Source organism: Luteibacter aegosomatis (assembly GCF_023078455.1).
Classification (GTDB): domain Bacteria; phylum Pseudomonadota; class Gammaproteobacteria; order Xanthomonadales; family Rhodanobacteraceae; genus Luteibacter; species Luteibacter aegosomatis.
The window spans coordinates 2,168,837-2,188,394 of the sequence record NZ_CP095740.1; the positions used below are offsets into that span (position 1 = coordinate 2,168,837).

At 66.9% G+C, this 19,558-nt stretch carries 17 protein-coding genes; 10 read left to right on the forward strand and 7 right to left on the reverse strand.

The window, feature by feature from the left end:
* Positions 1-24: 24 nt before the first annotated feature.
* From L2Y94_RS09915 to glgX, 3 genes are all read right to left on the reverse strand, one after another.
* The gene (locus L2Y94_RS09915; RefSeq protein ID WP_247374784.1) at positions 25-1,914 is read right to left on the reverse strand and encodes a glycoside hydrolase family 76 protein; all 1,890 of its coding nucleotides are present in this window, start codon (positions 1,912-1,914) and stop codon (positions 25-27) included.
* A 190-nt stretch (positions 1,915-2,104) separates the two neighbouring features.
* Positions 2,105-2,281 (reverse strand): DUF3606 domain-containing protein, encoded by a 177-nt coding sequence (locus tag L2Y94_RS09920; protein ID WP_247374785.1) that lies wholly within the window; start codon positions 2,279-2,281, stop codon positions 2,105-2,107.
* Positions 2,282-2,351: 70 nt separating this feature from the next.
* On the reverse strand, positions 2,352-4,472 hold the full coding sequence (gene glgX, locus L2Y94_RS09925; RefSeq protein WP_247374786.1) for a glycogen debranching protein GlgX: 2,121 nt from the start codon (positions 4,470-4,472) through the stop codon (positions 2,352-2,354).
* Positions 4,473-4,649: 177 nt separating this feature from the next.
* Between glgX and L2Y94_RS09930 the strand changes: the two genes are divergently transcribed.
* The 9 genes from L2Y94_RS09930 (at position 4,650) to L2Y94_RS09970 (ending at position 15,825) form a co-directional block, all read left to right on the forward strand.
* On the forward strand, positions 4,650-5,159 hold the full coding sequence (locus L2Y94_RS09930; RefSeq protein ID WP_247374787.1) for a ferritin-like domain-containing protein: 510 nt from the start codon (positions 4,650-4,652) through the stop codon (positions 5,157-5,159).
* A 105-nt stretch (positions 5,160-5,264) separates the two neighbouring features.
* The gene (locus L2Y94_RS09935) at positions 5,265-6,101 is read left to right on the forward strand and encodes a CheR family methyltransferase (protein WP_247374788.1); all 837 of its coding nucleotides are present in this window, start codon (positions 5,265-5,267) and stop codon (positions 6,099-6,101) included.
* On the forward strand, positions 6,098-6,676 hold the full coding sequence (locus L2Y94_RS09940; protein WP_247374789.1) for a chemotaxis protein CheB: 579 nt from the start codon (positions 6,098-6,100) through the stop codon (positions 6,674-6,676). Before L2Y94_RS09935 ends, L2Y94_RS09940 begins: the two co-directional genes overlap by 4 nt.
* On the forward strand, positions 6,673-7,815 hold the full coding sequence (locus L2Y94_RS09945; RefSeq protein ID WP_247374790.1) for a hybrid sensor histidine kinase/response regulator: 1,143 nt from the start codon (positions 6,673-6,675) through the stop codon (positions 7,813-7,815). The genes L2Y94_RS09940 and L2Y94_RS09945 overlap by 4 nt, the downstream gene beginning before the upstream one ends.
* Entirely contained in the window at positions 7,812-8,186 is a 375-nt protein-coding gene (locus L2Y94_RS09950; protein WP_247374791.1) for a response regulator, read from the forward strand. Before L2Y94_RS09945 ends, L2Y94_RS09950 begins: the two co-directional genes overlap by 4 nt.
* Before the next feature lie 78 nt (positions 8,187-8,264).
* Entirely contained in the window at positions 8,265-11,672 is a 3,408-nt protein-coding gene (locus L2Y94_RS09955; protein WP_247374792.1) for a response regulator, read from the forward strand.
* 228 nt (positions 11,673-11,900) lie between these two features.
* Positions 11,901-13,400 carry an ATPase domain-containing protein gene (locus L2Y94_RS09960; RefSeq protein WP_247374794.1) on the forward strand — a complete coding sequence of 500 codons (1,500 nt, stop codon included), beginning with the start codon at positions 11,901-11,903 and terminating at the stop codon, positions 13,398-13,400.
* Positions 13,401-13,470: 70 nt separating this feature from the next.
* A complete protein-coding gene (locus L2Y94_RS09965; protein WP_247374796.1) occupies positions 13,471-15,414 on the forward strand; it encodes a hybrid sensor histidine kinase/response regulator in 1,944 nt (647 codons plus the stop codon).
* Between the two features lie 57 nt (positions 15,415-15,471).
* Complete coding sequence (locus L2Y94_RS09970) at positions 15,472-15,825, forward strand: VOC family protein (protein WP_247374799.1); 354 nt, start codon at positions 15,472-15,474, stop codon at positions 15,823-15,825.
* Between the two features lie 51 nt (positions 15,826-15,876).
* Here L2Y94_RS09970 and L2Y94_RS09975 read toward each other — a convergent pair whose 3' ends face one another.
* The 3 genes from L2Y94_RS09975 to L2Y94_RS09985 form a co-directional block, all read right to left on the reverse strand.
* A complete protein-coding gene (locus L2Y94_RS09975) occupies positions 15,877-16,041 on the reverse strand; it encodes a hypothetical protein (protein ID WP_247374801.1) in 165 nt (54 codons plus the stop codon).
* Between the two features lie 519 nt (positions 16,042-16,560).
* Positions 16,561-16,734, reverse strand: a complete 174-nt coding sequence (locus L2Y94_RS09980; RefSeq protein WP_247374804.1) for a hypothetical protein — start codon at positions 16,732-16,734, stop codon at positions 16,561-16,563.
* Positions 16,735-16,849: 115 nt separating this feature from the next.
* Entirely contained in the window at positions 16,850-17,506 is a 657-nt protein-coding gene (locus L2Y94_RS09985) for a hypothetical protein (RefSeq protein ID WP_247374806.1), read from the reverse strand.
* A gap of 162 nt (positions 17,507-17,668) precedes the next feature.
* Between L2Y94_RS09985 and L2Y94_RS09990 the strand changes: the two genes are divergently transcribed.
* Entirely contained in the window at positions 17,669-18,670 is a 1,002-nt protein-coding gene (locus L2Y94_RS09990; RefSeq protein ID WP_247374809.1) for a YihY/virulence factor BrkB family protein, read from the forward strand.
* A 10-nt stretch (positions 18,671-18,680) separates the two neighbouring features.
* Here the strand turns inward: L2Y94_RS09990 and L2Y94_RS09995 are convergent, their stop codons facing one another.
* On the reverse strand, positions 18,681-19,496 hold the full coding sequence (locus L2Y94_RS09995) for a DUF5694 domain-containing protein (protein WP_247374812.1): 816 nt from the start codon (positions 19,494-19,496) through the stop codon (positions 18,681-18,683).
* Between the last annotated feature and the right edge of the window lie 62 nt (positions 19,497-19,558).

The window sequence follows — 19,558 nt, forward strand, 5'->3', positions numbered from 1 at the left end:
CGGCGAGGCCCGCTTCGGCGGAGGTCACTGCGTGATGTTCGCCTTGACGTGATACACGCGTCCGCCCCAGCCGTCGTCGGGGAACGCATCCGATACCCTCAGGTAGACCGGCTTGGAACCGCCGGTGCCGTCACCGAGGAACGGCGTCAGGTCGATGCTTCGGTCGGCCTTGTTCGAGCCGTCGGTCACGGGGCGATCTTCCTTGAGCACGGTGGTCCAGTGCACGTTGTCCGGGCTGGCTTCCACGAGGAACTCCGCATCGATGGTCAACGTGACGTGCGCGGCGCTCGTGTCGACGGGGAAGGGAAAGCGGTAGGTGAAGTGCGCATGCCCGTCGGCGAAGCGATTCTGCACGCCGTTGCTCTGCGAACCATCGGGGTCGAACAGCCACGGGTTTTCGTCGACGGTGCCGGTGTCGAAGTCGATGGCATGCGCCACCAGCACGTCGGCTTGCGCGGTGAAGCGAAGCCCCGCCGCGACGAGATCCGTGGTGACCGGATGGTGCCCGTCCGTGGCCGAACTGGGCACGGTGAGTGCCAACGGAACGCTGCGGTTCACCGGAGCGGCGTTGCCATGCGGCTGCAGCGTCACCAGCGTGGCTCGCGGCGTGGCGTTCCAGCCCGTGGGCGCGTCGACGGAGGCGAGGGCCAGCAGGGGGAAGTATCCGGTGGCCGAGACGCCGAGGTTCAGGGGGATGGTCGTGGCGCCCGATGCGGACGGCATGACCACCGGTTGTGCCGGCGACAGGGTGGCGGCCAGCGACGCGAGCGGCGTGAGCGTCGGTACGTCGCCGACCAGCGCGCTGAGTGCGCTGGCCTGGGTGCGCCAGTCGAAGACGTTGGGATGGCCGTCGCCGGTGGCACCGGACCAGCGGGTGCCGAGGCGGTTGGCGGCGTCGCGGTCGTCGTTCCAGATCGTGGCGGCCTGCCGTTCGAGGAAGGCCGCGTAGCCGCGGTCATGCGTGGTGTCGACCAGGTCGGTCCAGTAACGCATGAAGATGCCCTTGAACTGCTTGGCGTTGTCGTCGCAGCTTTGATCCGTGGCGTCGCAGGTTTCGCTCAGCGTGCCGTCGGTCACCAGCGCGTTCGGCCCGATGGCGGCATCGGCCAGGCGACGCACGGTGCCCAGGATCTTCGGATCGCGCGTGGCGCGCCAGAGCTCCAGGCCCGCGCCGATCGCCAGGCCCTGGTTGTACGTCCACACGTTCTGGCCGTTGTTGGTGCAGGCGTCGGTGAGGCCGTCGTTGACCAGGCCGTCGGCGTTGATCATGCCGCTGCCCTGGAACCATGCCCAGGCGGTGCGCGAGCGACCCAGCCAGAGCGTGTCGCCGGGGATGCGGTTGTGCAGTTCGGCGGTGAGGCGGATCCATAGGCCGTTGGTGATGGCGTTCTTGTACGTGCGTTCGGCATTCCACCAGACGCCGCCGCCGCAGGTGCCGGGGTCCCAGTAGCCGTAGACGTAGTTGGCGATGGTGACCGCCATGTCGAGGTATTTCGGATCGCGGGTGAGGTCGTAGGCCTGCAGCCAGGTGAGACCCCACCATTCGGAATCGTCGATGGCGCGGCTGGTGAAATTGCCCAGCAAGGGGTCGCCGGACAGCACGCCGGCGGGAAACACGCCCTTGTCCTTCTCGAAGGTATTGTCCAGTTGGGCCAGGTAGCGGCGATCGCCGGTACGTTGCATGTAGTCGCCGATGGTCTGCAGGGCCACCGCGGAGTTCCACCAGCTGGAAGGGAACCACGCCTTTTCGGGCTCGTAGGAGCTCATCAGCACGTCCGCCGCCACGCGGGCGCGGGCCATGGCGGTGGGCCCGTCGACGACGGGCGTTCGGTTGCGTTCCCCGGCCAGGGCGGGAAAGGCGGCCACCAGCGTCAGGCTGGCCGCGGCCAGCAACGTCTTGATCGTCGGGTTCATGATCGGCGAATCACTCCTCTGGGCCCACATGGGCGATCCCTGGCCGGCCCGTGGGCGAGGTCGGCCGGGAACGTGTGCCCAGGGAGCCATTTAGACGTCTAATAAGAGAAAAGCGACTCGTACGGGCCCGTGGAGTGTTGCAGAGCCCTGCCCACGATAGTGAGAACCCCGTCAACGGGGCGCGCGAGGCTCAGGACTTCAGCGCGGCGCGCACGTCCTTGGTCATCGGGCCGACGCGCTCGACGACCTCCCGCAGCCTCGATTCGCTGATGCCCAGTTGCTGGGTCCAGTAGCGAACCTCGTAGTCCTCGTTGACGTTGATCCGCTCACGATCCGCCGCACCCCGGTTGCTCTTGCTGTCGCTCATGACCGTCTCCGCATGCCGTGTAGCCGGACGTTGCGACGTGCAACGTGACGAATCCGTAGGCCCGGCGTCGTCAGTCCGCGCTGCACACCATGACCGTCATGGCTCGCGGCGGACAGACGAAGGATTCGCCGCCCTGGCCCTTCACCCCGGCGGCGAGTTCGGGTGCCGTGGACAGCACCACCGACCACGTCGGGCACTCCTCGCGCTGGGGGAGCCGGAACGCCACCCCTTCGCTCCAGCCGTTGATGAGCACCAGCACGGTGACGTCGGTGCCGGGTTTGCGCACGCCGGTCTGCTGCGCACGGCCGTCGACGAGGGCGGCGATGGAGCGTGCGCTCGGATCGGTCCAGTGGGCCTCGGCCGCTTCGCTTCCATCCGGCGCGAGCCAGACGATGTCGCGTACACCGCCGTCGTCGTCGTAGCGTCCGTCGAGGAACCGGCCACGGCGGAGCAGGGGGAAACGTTGGCGCAGCGCGGTAAGTTCGCGCACGAAGTCGGCCAGGCGCCCTTCGGTCGGATCGCGCTCCCAGTCGATCCAGGCGATCTCGCTGTCCTGTCCGTAGGTGTTGTTGTTGCCGCCCTGGGTCTGCGCCCGCTCGTCGCCGGCCAGCATCATCGGCGTGCCCTTGGAGAGGAAAAGGGTGGCGAGCAGGTTGCGCATCTGCCGCTCGCGCAGCGCGAGGATGCCCGCGTCGTCGGTGTCGCCCTCGACGCCACAGTTCCACGAACGGTTGTCGTCCGAGCCGTCGCGGTTGTCCTCGCCGTTGGCCTCGTTGTGCTTGCCGTCGTAGCTGACCAGGTCGTGCAGGGTGAAGCCGTCATGCGCGGTGACGAAGTTGACGCTTGCCCACGGGCGCCGGCCGCGTTTGTCGAAGAAATCGGCCGAGCCGGTGAGGCGCTTGCCGAAGTCGGCCAGCTTGCCTTCGTCGCCCCTCCAGAACGCCCGCACGTCGTCGCGGAACCGGTCGTTCCACTCCGCCCAACCGGGCGGGAAATGGCCGACCTGATAACCGCCGGGACCACAGTCCCACGGCTCGGCGATCATCTTCACCGAAGCCAGCAACGGATCCTGGGCGACCGCGTCCAGGATGCCGCCGCGTTGGTCGAACCCGGTGGGCTCGCGTCCGAGGATGGTGGCCAGGTCGAAGCGGAAACCGTCCACGTGCATCTCGGTCACCCAGTAGCGCAGCGAATCCATCACCATCTGGATCACGCGCGGGTGGCTGACGTTCAAGGTGTTTCCCGTGCCGGTGTCGTTGATGTAGAAGCGCGGGTCTTCGGCCAGCCGGTAGTACGACACGTTGTCGATGCCGCGGAAGGACAGGGTGGGGCCCAGCTCGCTGCCCTCGGCGGTGTGGTTGTAGACCACGTCGAGGATCACTTCCAGGCCCGCGCCATGCGCCGCGCGCACGAGATCGCGGAATTCGTCCCGATGGCCGCTGGCCAGGTAGCGGCGCTGCACGGCGAAGAAGGCGAGGGTGTTGTAGCCCCAGTAGTTGCGCCGCCCCGCTTCGAGCAGGTGGCGGTCGTCGAGGTAGGCATGCATGGGCAACAGCTCGATCGCCGAGACGCCGAGCGAGCGGATGCCCTCCAGCACGGCGGGCGTGGCCATTCCGGCACAGGTGCCGCGGCTGTCCTCGGCCACCGACGGGTGGCGCATGGTGTAGCCGCGCACGTGGGTTTCCATGACGACGGTGTCGTCCCAGGGAAGCTGGGGACGCTCGTCGCCTTCCCATGCATAGGCATCGTCGACCACCACGGCCTTGGGTACGAAGGGGGCGCTGTCGCGTTCGTCGTAGCTGAGGTCCTGGTCGGGATGGCCGACGGTATAGCCGTAGAGTTCGTCGCACCAGACCAGGTCGCCGGTCAACTCGCGGGCGTAGGGATCGATCAGGAGCTTGTTGGGATTGAAGCGGTGGCCCTTCGCCGGTTCGTAGGGGCCGTGCACGCGGTAGCCGTAGCGCTGGCCCGGCTTCACGTCGGGCAGGTAGCCGTGCCAGATCTCGTCGGTGTATTCGGGCAGGTCGACCCGGGTCTCGTGGCCCTCGTCGTCGAAGAGACACAGTTCCACGCGCGTCGCGTGGGCGGAAAACAGCGCGAAATTCGTGCCTGACCCGTCATAGGCGGCGCCACGGGGAAAGGGCCGGCCTTCGCTGATGGCCGGGATCGGGTGATGCGTGGAGAGGGTCATGCGGGTCGCCAGGGCAGGAATCGGACCAGCGTGGCAGCGGGAGGGTCGACGGGATGTCGATGGCGGCCCACGGGAGGATTCACCGGCGCCGTGGACGCGGCGCTTCACGCGATGTTCCTGCTTCCTTGATCGAACGCCCGACAGGATCGGATTTCCACAACGGAAGGCGAACCCACCATGGCAGAGTTGCAAGAAAACCTGATCGACTGGCTGCGAGATGCCCACGCGATGGAGCAGCAGGCCGAACAGATGCTCAAGGCGCAGGCGTCGCGCATCGAGCACTATCCGAAACTCAAGGCGCGCATCGAGCAACACCTGCAGGAAACCCTCGGCCAGCAGCGCTTGCTGGAAGGTTGCCTGGCCCGCCACGATACCAAGGGCTCGGTCGCGAAAGACTTGATGGGTAAGGTGATGGCCTTCGGCCAGGCGGCCGGCGGCGCCGTCAATTCGGACGAGATCGTCAAGGGAGCGATCGCCGGCTACGTATTCGAGAATCTGGAAATCGCCACCTACACCACGCTGAGGGCGGCTGCCCTGGCGGTCGGCGATACCGAGACGGTGCGGGTCTGTGACGAGATCCTTCCCCAGGAGCGTGCCATGGCCGAATGGCTGCTCGATCACCTCCCCGAGCTGACGGATGATTTCCTGGCGAGGGACGTGACGCCGGGCGTGGAAGCCAAGCGCTGATACGGAATCCCCAGCCTCGCAAGGAAGCGAGGCATCGGCCGTCTCCACATCGTCTTCACATGTGAGTCGGGTTAAATTCGCGACCGCCGTTTCCGCCCGACGCCCGTGACCGACGAGGCCACCCCATTGTTCGACATCGAGTTGCGTTTGCTGCTCGATGCCGTCTACCTGCGATATCACTACGATTTTCGCGGCTACGCCTTCAGCTCCCTGAGGCGTCGCGTTCGCCATGCCATGACCCGGTTCGGCTGCGAGCGCGTCAGCGACCTGCAGCACCGGATCATCCACGAGCCCGAGTTCTTCGCCGAGGCCATCCAGTACTTCACCGTGCAGGTCTCGGAGATGTTCCGTGACCCGGGGTACTTCCGAACCCTCCGGGAAGAGGTCGTTCCCGTGCTGACGACGTACCCCTCCGTCAAGGTCTGGGTGGCGGGGTGCAGCAGCGGGGAGGAAGTGTGGTCGCTGGCCATCCTCCTGGCCGAAGAGGGCTTGCTCGAGCGCTCGATGATCTACGCCACCGACATCAACCCGGATGCCCTGGCCAAGGCCCAGCGAGGCACCTACCGCGTCGATCGCGTGGCGCAGTTTTCCCGCAATTACCTGGCGGCCGGGGGCCGGCGATCGCTGTCGGACTACTACACCTCCGCCTACGGCAACGCCATGTTCGACCGGCGGTTGACCCAGCAGGTCGTTTTCGCCGACCACAGCCTCGCCACGGATTCGGTGTTTTCCGAAGTGCACTTCGTGTCGTGCCGCAACGTGCTCATCTATTTCAACCGCGCCCTGCAGGATCGCGCGGTGGGGCTGTTCTGCGATTCGCTGGTCAGGAAAGGATTCCTCGGCCTGGGCAGCAAGGAGTCGCTGCAGTTCGGCGCGCATGCGGAAAAGTTCGAGGCCTTCGCGCCCGAGCAGCGCATCTATCAGCGCAAGGTGCCGGGATGACCGACCTTCCCGAACCCTTTGGCGCCGTGGTCATCGGCGCGTCGGCGGGCGGCATCCAGGCGCTTCGCGTCCTGCTCGAGGGCCTGCCGGCCACCTTCGAGCCGCCGATCGTGGTCGTGCAGCACATTCCGCCAGATCGCCCCAGCGCGCTGGCGGAACTCTTCGGTTACCGCTGCGTGCTGCCGGTCGTCGAGGCCGACGACAAGCAGCCGCTCAGGCCCGGCACGGTGTTCTTCGCGCCGCCGGACTATCATCTGCTGGTCGAAGACCGCCAGACACTGGCCCTGTCGATCGACGAACCGGTGAAGTTCTCGCGGCCGTCGATCGACGTGCTTTTCGAATCCGCGGCCGCCGCGTTCGGTACGCAATTGCTGGCCATCCTTCTCACCGGCGCAAGCTCCGACGGCAGCGAGGGACTGGTGTCGGTCCGCCGCGCCGGTGGCAAGGCGTGGGTGCAGTGTCCGTCGGAGGCGGCCGTGCCGACCATGCCCGAGTCGGCCCTGGCGTTGGCGGGCGCGGATGCCGTCCTTCGTTTGCGGGACATGTGCGACAGGCTTCAGGGGAGCTTCCAATGAGTTTCATCCACAGCGCACCGCTGGCGGCGATACCGTCGCCCCACGTGACGCACATCCTCATCGTCGACGACGTGCCGCAGAATCTCACGGCCATGGAAGCGCTGCTTGCGCGCGACGGCGTGGCCATCCTCAAGGCGGCCTCGGGCGCCGAGGCCCTCGAGCTGCTCTTGCGGTTCGACGTGGCGCTGGCCCTTCTCGACGTGCAGATGCCGGAGATGGACGGCTTCACCCTCGCCGAGCTGATGCGGGGATCCTCGCGTACCCGGCACGTGCCCATCATCTTCCTCACGGCGTCGCCCAGCGACCCCGCCCGTTCGTTCAAGGGCTACGACACCGGCGCGGTGGATTTCCTGCACAAGCCCATCGAACCCCGGGTGATCACCGGCAAGGTCGACGTCTTCATCCAGCTCCACCGGCAGCGGCTCGAGCTGGAAGCGCGCAACGAGCAACTGGAGCGGGCGCTCGAGCTCAACGAAACGATGGTGGCGGTGCTGACCCATGACCTGCGTACGCCGCTCTCGGCGATCAGCCTCTGCGCGGACCGGCTCACCGACGAAGCGGCCGGCACGGCACTGGCCAGGACGGCATCCCACGTCAAGACCAGCGCGATGCGCATGGCGCGGATGATCGAGCAGATGCTCGATTTCTCCCGCATCCGTTCGTCGGTGCTGGCGATGGACCTCAAGGCGGTCGACCTCGGGCGGATCTGCGCCGACGTGGTGGACGAGACGCAGCGGGCTCATCCCGATCGCGACATCACGCTGTCCACCGAGGGTGACCTGGGCGGACGCTTCGACGAGGTGCGCGTGGGCCAGGTGGTCGCCAACCTGCTGGGCAACGCGGTGCAGCACGGGCAGGGCGGGCAGATCGCGGTACACGTGGACGGCACGCATGCCGACGTGCTCGTCATCGGCGTGCGCAACGCCGGGCGCATCGGCGACGCGCTCCTTCCCCGCCTGTTCGAGCCGTTCAAGGGCGCGTTCAATCCGAGCCAGGGCCTGGGTCTGGGACTCTATATCGTCGACCAGTTCGTGCGTGCCCACGGTGGCGCGGTGCGCGCCGAAAACGGCGACGCCTTCGTGCGTTTCGAGGTACGCCTTCCGCGCAGGCCGGCCGTACCCCAGGGAGATGGGCGGTGAGCGAGCCCAGCGCCCTCCGTGAATGCGTCATCCTCCTGGCGGAAGACGATCCCATCATCGGTTCGCTGTTGCAGGACCTGCTCGAAGACGCGGGGGCGACCGTGATCGGTCCGTTTCCCTCGCTGCGCCAGGCCGAGGCCGCGTTGGCTTTCGGCATGCCCGCCATGGCCCTTCTCGACGTGAACCTGGTCGATGGCGACGTGTTTCCCCTGGCCAAGCGCCTGCAGGAGTGCGCGATACCGTACGTGCTGTTTTCCGCGTCCGATCCGGCGCTCGTGCCCGACTCGCTCAAGCCGAGGAGGTTCCTGGCCAAGCCGGCGTCGTCGCGGGATATCCTCGCGGCGGTCACGGACATGCTGGGCCGTGCCTGAGGCCATGGCGACCGTCGTCGGCATGGCCATTCCCTTCATTCCGTCCGTCCATACGTGCCGCCTTCCATGCTTTCTACCTTGAAGTCCCGCCGATCGGCGGCCCGTTCCGGCCGCGACTCCCGCACCCTCGTCGCGCTGGCGGTGGTCGTCGTCTTTTTCGTATGCAGCGGCATGGTGGCCTGGTTCAACGTGCACACCATCCGCAACGACAACGGCATGGTCATCCGCTCGCAGGAGACGGTCGGGGCGCTCGGTGACGTCTTCTCCAGCATCCAGGATGCCGAAACCGGCCAGCGTGGCTTCCTGCTGACGGGGAACGAGCGATACCTCGAGCCGTACCAGAACGCCGTCGGTGTCATCCCCGCGCGCATGGACGCCATTCGTGCGGCGATGTCGGACGATGCCGCCCAGCAAAAACGCCTCAACGAGTTCGCCGCGCGGGTGCAGAGCAAGCTCGATGAATTGCGGACCACGATCGAAGCCCGGCGGAGCAACGGAGCGGATGCGGCCCTGGCGATCGTCGCCTCGGATCGCGGCAAGGCCGCGATGGACGACATTCGCGCGCGCCTGGCCATCATGCGCAGCTCGGAATACGACCAGCGCGCCAAGCGCCTGGCCGAAATGGAAACGGCATACAGCACGGCGCTGACTTCCGGGGCCGCCAGCGCGTTCCTCGGCATCGCGCTGACCGTGTTCGTCGCCGTGCTCGTCCGCCGCAATGCCGCGGTCCGCGAGCGCGAGGCCTGGTTGCAGGCCGGGCGGCTCGAACTGGCCGTGGCCATGGCCGGCGACAAGGACGTCGAAGCGCTCGCCGGCGTCATCCTCACGTTCCTCACCCGGTTCCTCGGTGCCGAGGCAGGCCTCCTGTTCACGCCGGAGGGAAGGGGGTTTCGTCGCGTAGGCGCCGTGGGTGTCGTCGCGGACGGCGACACGACATCCGCGCCGGGGAGCTTGCTCGACCGCGCGGTAGGCGAGCAGCGGGTGGTGGTGGTCTCCGACGTGCCGGACGGTTATTTCAGGATCGGCTCGGGCATGGGGCAGGCGATGCCCCGCCATCTGGTGATCGCGCCGGGTACGCACGACGGTGCGGTGCACGGCGTGATCGAACTGGGTTTCTTCCATCCGGTCGACGACGACGTGGTCGCCCTGCTCGAGCAGGCCGCGCCGGCCATCGGCGTCGCACTGCGTTCGGCCGCGTATCGCGCCGAGCTGGGCCGGCTCCTGGAAGAGACGTTGCGCCAGTCCGAGGCCCTCCAGGCGCAGGGCGAGGAATTGCGCGTATCCAACGAGGAACTCGAAGAGCAGAGCCGTGCCCTGCGCGAATCCCAGCACGAACTCGAGTCGCAACAGGCGGAACTGGAGCAGACCAACGCGGACCTGGCCGGGCAATCGCAGCAGCTGGAAGCGCAGCGCGACGAACTGGCCCTCGCCAACGAGGCCATCGAAGCCAAGGCGCGGGAGGTGCTCCGGGCGAGCCAGTACAAGTCCGAATTCCTGGCCAACATGAGCCATGAACTTCGCACGCCGCTGAATTCCGCGCTGATCCTCTCCAAGCTCCTTGCCGATAACCCCGGCGGCAACCTGACCGAGGAGCAGGTCAAGTTCGCCCGGACGATCCACGCCTCGGGCACGGATCTGCTCACCCTCATCAACGACATCCTGGACCTGTCCAAGATCGAGGCCGGCCACGTCGACGTGCGCGGCGAAGCGTTCCCCGTGCAGGGGTTGCTCGACGACCTTTCCGCGTTGTTCTCGCCGGTGGCGACGGAAAAGGGCCTGACCTTCACCGTCAAGGCCGCGGCCGGCGCGCCCGCCGTGATCGAGAGCGACCGCCAGCGGTTGGAGCAGGTGCTGAAGAACCTGTTGTCCAACGCACTGAAGTTCACCGAGACCGGTGGCGTGACGCTCGACATCCGTCCGGCGGGCCAAGGCACCGTGGTCTTCTCGGTAACCGACTCGGGCATCGGCATCGCGCCGGATCAGCAGGCGCGGATTTTCGAGGCGTTCCAGCAGGCGGACGGGTCCATCAGCCGGCGTTATGGCGGCACGGGACTGGGGCTGTCGATTTCCGTGGAACTGGCGCGCCTGCTCGGCGGAAGCATCGCCGTGACGAGCCGTCCCGGTGAGGGCAGCACGTTCACGCTCACCATGCCGGTCAAGCTCGTGGAAAGTGCGGTTCGCGTAGCATCCGAGGCACCGCCGATGCCGGTGCCGGTGCCGGTGCAGACGCCGCGGAGCGTGCCCGAGCCGGCGCCGTTGCGTTTCGATCAGCCCGCAGCCGCCGAATCGCTGGATCCCCGTCGCCTCATCCTCATCATCGAGGACGACCGCGCGTTCGCCGATATCCTCGCCGGTCTCGCCAGTGAAATGGGTTTCCGCGCGTGGGTCGCGCCTACCGCGGCCGAGGCGCTGGCCGCCGCCCGCGAGCAGATGCCGCACGCCATCGTGCTCGACATCGGGCTGCCGGACCAGTCGGGGCTCTCGGTGCTCGACATCCTCAAGCACGATATCCGCACGCGTCATATCCCGATCCACGTGATCTCGGCGGAAGACCATTCGCGCACCGCGCTCGCCCTCGGTGCCGTCGGCTACCTGGTCAAGCCCACGACCCGCGAAGAACTGGTGCAGGTGCTCGATTCGCTGGAAGCCCGCCTCTCCCAGCGGCCCCGTCGCGTGCTGGTGGTCGAGGACGATGCCGTGCAGCTCGATGCCATTCGTCGGTTGCTGGCGTCGGCGGACGTCCTCACCGTGGGCGCCGCCACGGCGGCGGACTGCCTGTCGTTGCTTCGCCACGAAACCTTCGATTGCATGGTGCTCGACCTGTCGCTGCCGGACACCTCGGGCTTCGCGTTGCTGGAAACCCTGAGCAGCCAGGAGGCCTACGGTTTCCCGCCGGTCATCGTCTACACGGGGCGGGTGTTGTCGTCGGCGGAGGAAGAGCGCCTGAGGCGCTATTCCAGCTCCATCATCATCAAGGGCGCGCGCTCGCCCGAACGCCTGCTGGACGAAGTGTCGCTGTTCCTGCATCGCGTCATCGCCGAGTTGCCCGAAGCGCAGCAGGGCATGATCCGCAAGGCGCTGCACCGTGACGCGACGCTCGAGGGTCGGCGGATCCTCCTGGTCGAGGACGACGTGCGCAACGTGTATGCGCTGATGAGCGTGCTCGAACCCCACGGCTGCGTGGTGACCATCGCGCGCAACGGACAGGAAGCCATCGACGCGCTCGATGCGTCGGCCAGGGATGGCGCCGACGGGATCGACCTCGTGCTCATGGACGTCATGATGCCCGTGAAGGATGGCCTGACGGCCACGCGCGAGATTCGCCAGGATCCGCGCTTCGCCCGTTTGCCCATCATCGCGCTCACCGCCAAGGCCATGCCGGACGACCAGCAACAGTGCCTGCAGGCGGGAGCCAACGATTACGTGGCCAAGCCGCTGGACATCGACAAGCTGCTGTCGCTGGTGCGCGTGTGGCTTACCGCGTGACGGAGTGAGCGGGATCGGCCCGCCGGGAGGCGCGGCGGACCGTACCGGTTTTACGGTAGGGACGTATCGCGGGATGCACGGGCCTACACGCCCGCTTCATCCTGCTCCGGTATCGTTATTGCCCGGCCCGTTGACTATCGTGACGAACGGCTGTTTCCGACGCGAGTGAACGTGACCCGACCAGCGCCCCTTGGGCAGCCATCTCCATCCGTCGCGGAGAACCCGTTGATGACGTCACTCCCCCGCTGCAGTACCGGCATCGCCGGTCTCGACGTGGTCCTCGGCGGCGGCTTGCCCACCAATCGGCTCTATCTGCTCGAAGGGCAGCCCGGTTCCGGCAAGACCACGCTCGCGCTGCAATACCTGCGCGAAGGCGTGCGGATGGGCGAACGATGCCTGTACGTCACCCTGTCGGAAACCGCCGATGAACTGGCCGAAGTGGCGGGCTCGCATGGCTGGACGCTCGACGGCATCGACCTGTTCGAGCTCGCCGCCGCCGAATCGGTGCTGGGCGACGGCCGCCAGCAGTCGGTACTGCATCCGTGGGAAATGGAGCTGGGCGGCACCATCCGCCTCATCCAGGCCGAGGTCGAGCGCTGCAAGCCGTCGCGCGTGGTATTCGATTCGCTCTCCGAGCTCCGCCTGCTCGCCCAGGACCCGCTTCGCTATCGTCGGCAGGTACTCGCCCTCAAGCAGTTCTTCGCGCCACGCCACGTCACGGTGATCCTGGTCGACGACCTGACCGGCGAGGGCGGCGAGCGCGACGCCCACCTGCACAGCCTTTGCCACGGCGTGATGTCGCTGGAACGCGTCACCCTCGAATTCGGCGCGGCCCGCCGGCGCATGCAGGTGCAGAAGCTCCGTGGCGTCGATTTCGTGGCCGGCTATCACGACATCGCCCTGCTCACCGGTGGCCTCGAAGTCTATCCGCGCCTCATCGCCGCGGATCATCACGCCCCGTTCGCCGGCGAACCGGTGCCCAGCGGCGTGGAAGAACTCGACCGGCTGCTCTATGGCGGCCCGCTCCGAGGCACCAGCACCTTGCTGACGGGCCCCGCCGGCGCGGGCAAGACCAACGTCACGATCCAGTACGTGGTCGCCGCGCTGAAGCGTGGCGAGCGGTGCTGTTTCTTCGAGTTCGACGAGCGGATCGGCACGCTGCTGACACGCGCGAAGGCCCTGGGCAACGACCTGCAACCGTACATCGACGCCGGCCTGCTCGAGCTGACCCAGGTGGACCCCGCCGACATCTCCCCCGGGGAGTTCGCGTGGACCGTCCGGCGCGCGGTGGAAGAGCGGGACTGCCGGATCATCGTCATCGACAGCCTCAACGGCTACATCGCGTCGATGCCGCAGGAGACGCAGCTCTTCCTGCAACTGCACGAGCTGCTGTCCTATCTCAACCAGAAGGGCGTGACCACCTTCCTGGTCAATCCGCAGCATGGCCTGGTGGGCAGCATGTCCACCGGCGCGCTGGATGTCTCCTATATCGCCGATACCATCGTGCTGTTCCGCTTTTTCGAGGCACGCGGGCGCATCAGGAAGGCCATCAGCATCCTGAAGAACCGCGGCGGCGGCCACGAAGACACCATTCGCGAGCTTCGCATCGATGCGAAGGGCTTGCGCGTGGGTGAACCCCTGGAACGGTTCCATGGCGTGCTGACGGGAATTCCGCGATTCGACGGAGAAGGAGAGCACCTGCTGGAAGAGCGCAGTGCCGACGCGTAGGTCCGTCTGCATCGTCGCTCCTTTCGGGCAGGATGCTCAAAGCATCGCTTCGGTACTCTCGTCCAGCGGTATGCGTCCGGCCATCTACGACGATCTCGATCGTCTGGCGCGGGCCATCGGCGACGAGGTCGGCACGGTGGTGATTACCGACGAGGCCCTGGCGTTCGACGTGTCCGCACTCCGGAAAGCACTCGCCGCGCAACCTTCCTGGTCGGATATTCCTTTCGTGCTGTTGCGCGCCCCGCGCTCGCGCAGCGGTGGGCGCGCGTCGGCACTGCCCGCCGAGGTCATCAACGTCGTGGAGATCGAGCGGCCGCTGGGCTCGGCGTCGCTGATCAGTGCGGTGGAAAGCGCCCTGCGCGCGCGCTTCAAGCAGTTCGTCATCCGCGACCAGATGATCAGCCTGGAGCGTAGCCAGGCAGCGCTCGCCGCGAGCGAGGCGGAACTGCGGCTCGTTGCCGACGCGCTACCGGTGCTGATCGCCTTCATCGACACGGGCCTCGTCTACCGGTTCGCCAACCTCGCCTACGAGGAATGGTTGGGCATGCCGATCGCCGACATCATCGGCCGACGGGTCGAGGACGTGGTGGGCCCCCGGCTGTGGAACCAGCGCAAGGGCGACATCGAGCGGGTGTTGCGCGGCGAAGGTATCCTCGCGGAGATCGGCTGGCCCATGCCGGACGGGCGCCGGCGGGATGCCGAAGTCCGTTACATCCCGCGATTCGATGCGCTCGGCAACGTCGACGGATTCCACGTCTTCGCGGCCGACATCACCGATCGGAAGATGGCGCTGGAAACGACGCAGCAACAGGCCGCGCTGCTCGAACGGCGGGTGGCCGAACGCACGGCGGAACTGGAGGCCGAGATGGTCGCGCGCCAGGCGAGCGACGAGGCGCTTCGCCAGGCGCAGAAGATGGAGGCCGTGGGGCAGTTGACGGGTGGCATCGCGCACGACTTCAACAACATGCTCACGGGCATCCTGGCCTCCCTGGAATTGATGCGGACCCGCGCGGACGAAGGGCGGGTCGATGGCATGCATCGTCTCATCGACATCGCGACGACCGCGGCGCAGCGAGCGGCCGGACTGACCCAACGCCTGCTGGCGTTTTCACGGCGGCAGTCGCTCGATCCGAAACCGGTCGACGTCGGCGCGCTGGTCCACTCGATGGATGACCTGCTCACCCGGACCCTCGGCGAGCGGGTGCGCCTGAGCCTCTCCGTGGCGCCGGGCCTGCCGCCGGCGATGGTCGACGCCAACCAACTCGAAAGCGCGCTGCTCAATCTCGCCATCAATGCGCGCGATGCCATGCCAGATGGTGGAAAGCTCGACGTGGGCATCACGTTGGAGCGGTACGCGGACGACGATACGGACCGGTACATCGTGATGACCGTGGCCGATACCGGCGTCGGGATGGACGACGCCACGCTCGCCAAGGTGTTCGAGCCGTTCTTCACCACCAAGCCGATCGGCCAGGGAACGGGCCTGGGCATGTCGATGATCTATGGTTTCATCAACCAGTCGCGAGGACATGTCCGTATCCGTTCGGCGGTGGGGAAGGGGACGACGGTATGCCTTTACCTTCCGCTCGCGGGCGAAACGGGTAACACCGAAGACGGGGTACGCATCGCCAGGGTGACCGGCGGCCAGGGCCAGCAGATCGTGGTCGTCGACGACGATCCGCAGGTGCGCGTCCTGGTGACCGAACTCCTGAAAGAGCTCGGCTACGATGTCCTCGCGGCCGATTCCGCCGAAGCCGCGTTGCCGATGCTCGCCACCGGGGCCACGCCCGATCTCCTCGTCACGGACGTGGGCCTGCCCGGTCTCAACGGTCGGCAACTGGCCGACATCGTGCGCCGGGACCGTCCGGAGTTGCCCGTGCTGTTCATCACCGGCTACGCGCACAACGCGACCAACCAGGCGGCGTTTCTTGATCGCGGCATGAAGATGATCTCCAAGCCCTTCAGCCTGGCGACCTTGAGCGAGGCCGTCGGAACCATGCTGCATAGGCCGTGAGCGTCCCGCGGCGGCCTTGGGTTAGCATGGGCGCCTGCAAACCGTGAGGGGACAGCCATGGCGGTGACGGGAATCGGAGGGTTCTTCTTCCGTGCGAAGGATCCGGCGGCACTGAGCGCCTGGTACGCCGACCACCTGGGCGTGGGGGCGGGCGAATACGGCGCGTGGGATACGCAGGCCGGTACCAGCGTTTTTTCGCCGTTCCCGGCGAATACCGACTATTTCGCCGCCGACCGCCAGTGGATGCTCAATCTGCGCGTGACGGGGCTCGACGAACTGTGCGCCGCGCTTACGGATGCCGGTATCGACGTGACCCATCGGTCGGACATGGACGGGGTCGGACGCTTCGCCCGCATTCACGATCCCGAGGGCAATCCGATCGAGCTATGGGAACCTGTCGATCAGGGCTGACCGATCCGACGGAGCCCGCGTGTGACGCCTTGCCTGCCATCGCGCGGACGCTCAGGAACCCGAATGATCCTCGATGGCTGCGAGTGCCTCGTCCACCGCCAGGAGCAGCTCCGCGCGGGTGAAGGGCTTCATGATGCAGACGGCTCCCTCCGGAGCGTTGCGCATGTCCGGTTGCAGGTCGGACAACATGAGCACCGTGGGTATCGGTCCGATCATGTCCCGGCAGTCTCGCAGGTACGCGCCTCGCGTATCCTGTTGATAAGCCGGAAGGCAAGCGACCAGTAACTGCGGACAACGGCTTTCCGCGAGCCGCGCGGCGGCGACGTGGGACCTGCATAGCATCGACTCGAAACCGAGCAACCGTAGCGTGTCGCCCACGAGGGAGGCAAGATCCTCTCGCGCTTCGATGACGACGGCAAGCGGTTGCGTCCGCCCCTGTGGGCCGGTGGGTGAAATGCTTGGGCACATACGTGCGCTGTCCCCTGGCCGGTATCCCTGAACCACGAAGACCGTCCCGGCCGGAAGGGGGCGACGCGGGCGGCGCCACTGGCCGCGGTGGGACGATGCATGAGCGTGCGTGCGGAGAACGGATAGAGACGCCCGTGACGCCATCATCTCGCTGAACGCGTTTGATCGAGTCGGTGCACGACGGGACGGCTGGCTCCTCGTCCCGCGCGACCGACCGCGGGAGGCGAGCAGACACGTTGCCGCCGCCTCGGGCAGCGGTCGCTGAGGTCAGCGGCTATGGCCTGCCGTGCCGCTGGACGCGGGTGCGGCCGAACTGGCCGTGCCTGCCGCGTTTCCGCCGGGCACGGCCTTGTCGGCGTCATTGTGGCGCGTACAGGCCGTCGTGGCGGCCAGAGCGATAAGGGCGGTCAACGCCAGCGTTTTCAAGATGAGATGTTTCATGGTGGCCCCGCACAAGCACCGCGGGAGGGCGGCCGTTTCACCGTGCTCCGGGTCGTGTAACGCCCGCGTGTCGATCCGCGCATCGTGCCGATACGTTCCTGACTATCGCTCCGGTTCAGTGCGACGGTGCGGCCTGGCTCGGCACCAGCCTGGCGTTCACCCGTGCGTGGGAATGCACGAAAAGCAATGCCCGCACGTCCACTTCGACGTCCATGCCGGTGGCCAGCATGGCATCCGGACGCATCATGTCCGGCCCGAACGCATAGGACAGGTCGAGCTTCTTCACCTTGGCGAGCCAGTTGCCGGCCGGCGCCTGAAGCCGTAGGTCGACGTGGCTGACATAGGGCTTTCCACCGGCGTCGTTGCTGACTTCCGCCGTGCCGTCGAAGGTGTCGTCGTCGTCCTTCCCGTCCATGCTGACGCTGACGTTCCCGGCCTGGGAGAAACCGCGCGGAACGTGCCGGGTGGTGAATGCATACGTGGTGCGGCCGGCCGATTGCCCGACGACATGGGCATCCGCGCCGATCACGTCCTTGAGTTCCGCATAGGAGGGCAAAGCCTTCTTGGGTTCTTTTTTCGGGTCGATCGACTCGCTCGTGGTCTCCGGCGTGTCGCCTCCGAGCACCGTCGAGTTGACGCGAATCCTGCCCTGGACATCGGCCGGTGCGACGGCGGCCCGCGCCAGGGCGGCGTCGAGCAGCGCGTCATGGGCATGGACGGCGCCCGCGCCCCAAAGGCACGCCAGGGCGACGCAGGCATTGCGCACGATCATGGCCTTCTCTCCCTTCTCGGAAAACATCATTACGGTACCGACGCAAATACGGCCCTCCATGAGCCATTGGTCACGCGCCTCCCCGAACCACGTCGCCCTCACGTCGCTTGCGCCTAGGATTGATGCGTGCGACGTCAAAGTGGGCGCGGAGGAGGAACCGCCATGTTTCAGTCAGCCCGGTCCCGTACGCTGCGGGTGCTTCGATCCGCGATCGACGGCTTCAGCGATGATGAACTCATGACGCGCGCGGCGGCACTGGCGTTCTATGCCGCCCTTTCGGTCGCGCCGCTGCTGCTTCTGCTGGTCTGGATCATCGCCATGTTGAACCCTGGCTGGCAGGACCAACTGGTGGAGGCGCTGAACACCGTCGTCGGAAAGAAGGCGGCCGAGGTGCTGGTGACCGTGATCCAGAGCGCGCAGGACCATCCCCGGCTGGGCAACATCGCGGGCATCGTCGGCCTGGGCGTGACGCTGTTCAGCGCATCGGCGGTGTTCGCGCAGCTCCAGGGCACGCTGGATCGGGTGTGGCGGGTCAAACCCAAGCCCGGCCAGGCGGTGGGCGCGTGGTTGCGGGCGCGGGCGCGCGCTTTCGCGCTGCTGGTGGGCGTGACCTTCCTCCTGATCGTCTCGTTGGTGATCAGCGCCCTCATCGAGGGCATCCTCGGACGCGATGGAACCGCATGGAATGCCCTGAAGTACGGCGTGTCGGTGCTGGTCTTCGCCGGGGCGTTCGGCATGATGTTCCGCCTGCTTCCCGATGCGCGCATCGACTGGAGCGACGCCATCTTCGGCGCCGTGCTCACCACCGTGCTGTTCCTCCTGGGCGAGTTCGTCATCGGGCTTTACGTGGCCCACAGTGACGTGGGTGGCTCTTACGGCCCCGCCGGCGCCTTCGTGGTGCTGCTGGTCTGGACGTATTACTCCTCGCTCATCGTGTTGATGGGCGCGGAGCTGACGCGCGGCGTGGCGGAGGCGAGGGGAAAGGGAATCCGCCCGAGCATGCATGCCGTGCGGATCGAAGCCGCTCCGGCGGAGATCGAGGCGCACGCTTCCCGCCCTGTTACGAAGGAGGCCGTCGCATACCGGAAGCGTGCGGTTACCAGGTTGACATGGGTGGCGACCGGCGTGCTGGCGGGAATGATCGTCGCCCGGCATCGCCGATAGGGTCGGGTGCCTATGGAGCGCCTTTCAGATACGTGGACGGTTCCACCAGGGTGAACTGTTCCGACTCCACGGCATCCTTGCGCAGGTAGGTCAGGTGCCCGGCGCCGTACACCACGAAGATGCGGTCGTCCGGTGAGGCGGCCAGCGCCCGGATATGGTTGAAGATGCGCAGGTTGCGCGCATACCACTGCCCCACCCAGGCGGCGCCGGGATTCATGGCGTCGTCGCCGATCTGCGCCAGGTCGAAATAGAGCTTCGCATCGGTGGCCATGTACGACGGCGAGTTCAACTGCAGGAACCACTCGGTGACGCTGTGCGAGCGGCGGAAGCGGGCCTCGTCGCCCACCCAGGCTTTCACGCGGGCGACGTGGGCATCGTATTGCGCCTGCTTGCCGTGGGCCTTGGCCCAGGCGACGTAATCGTAGTCTTCGTCCTTGCCAGGGGCGTCCTCGTTCCAGTCGATGGCATCCACGCGCTTCAGGCCCAGTTTCTTCGCCAGGCGAAGGCCGATCTGGTCGCGTTCGTCGGCCGTGAGCTCATAGGTACCGGCGAGGTAGGCCGCATAACGTTCGTCCAGCTTGGCCTGTTTGCTGGCGGCCCACTCGACGGCGACGTGGGTCGGCCTGAAGGCGGCCAGTCGATCGACCATGGCGATGATTTCCGCCTGGCGTTTCGGCGTCAGTACGTTCTCCACCGTGGTGTTGACCACGTCGCGTCCCGGATTGTCCAGATGGGCCGATCCGAGGATCAGCAGTTGGGGACGGTCGGTGGCTTGGGCCGTGGCGGCCAGAAGAAAGGCGAGGAGGGCGACGAGCGTCGGTTTCACATGGTGCTCCCTGGGTTGGCGTGCGGGTGGGATGCGCCGGGAGCGGAAAGGGTTGAAAGCGG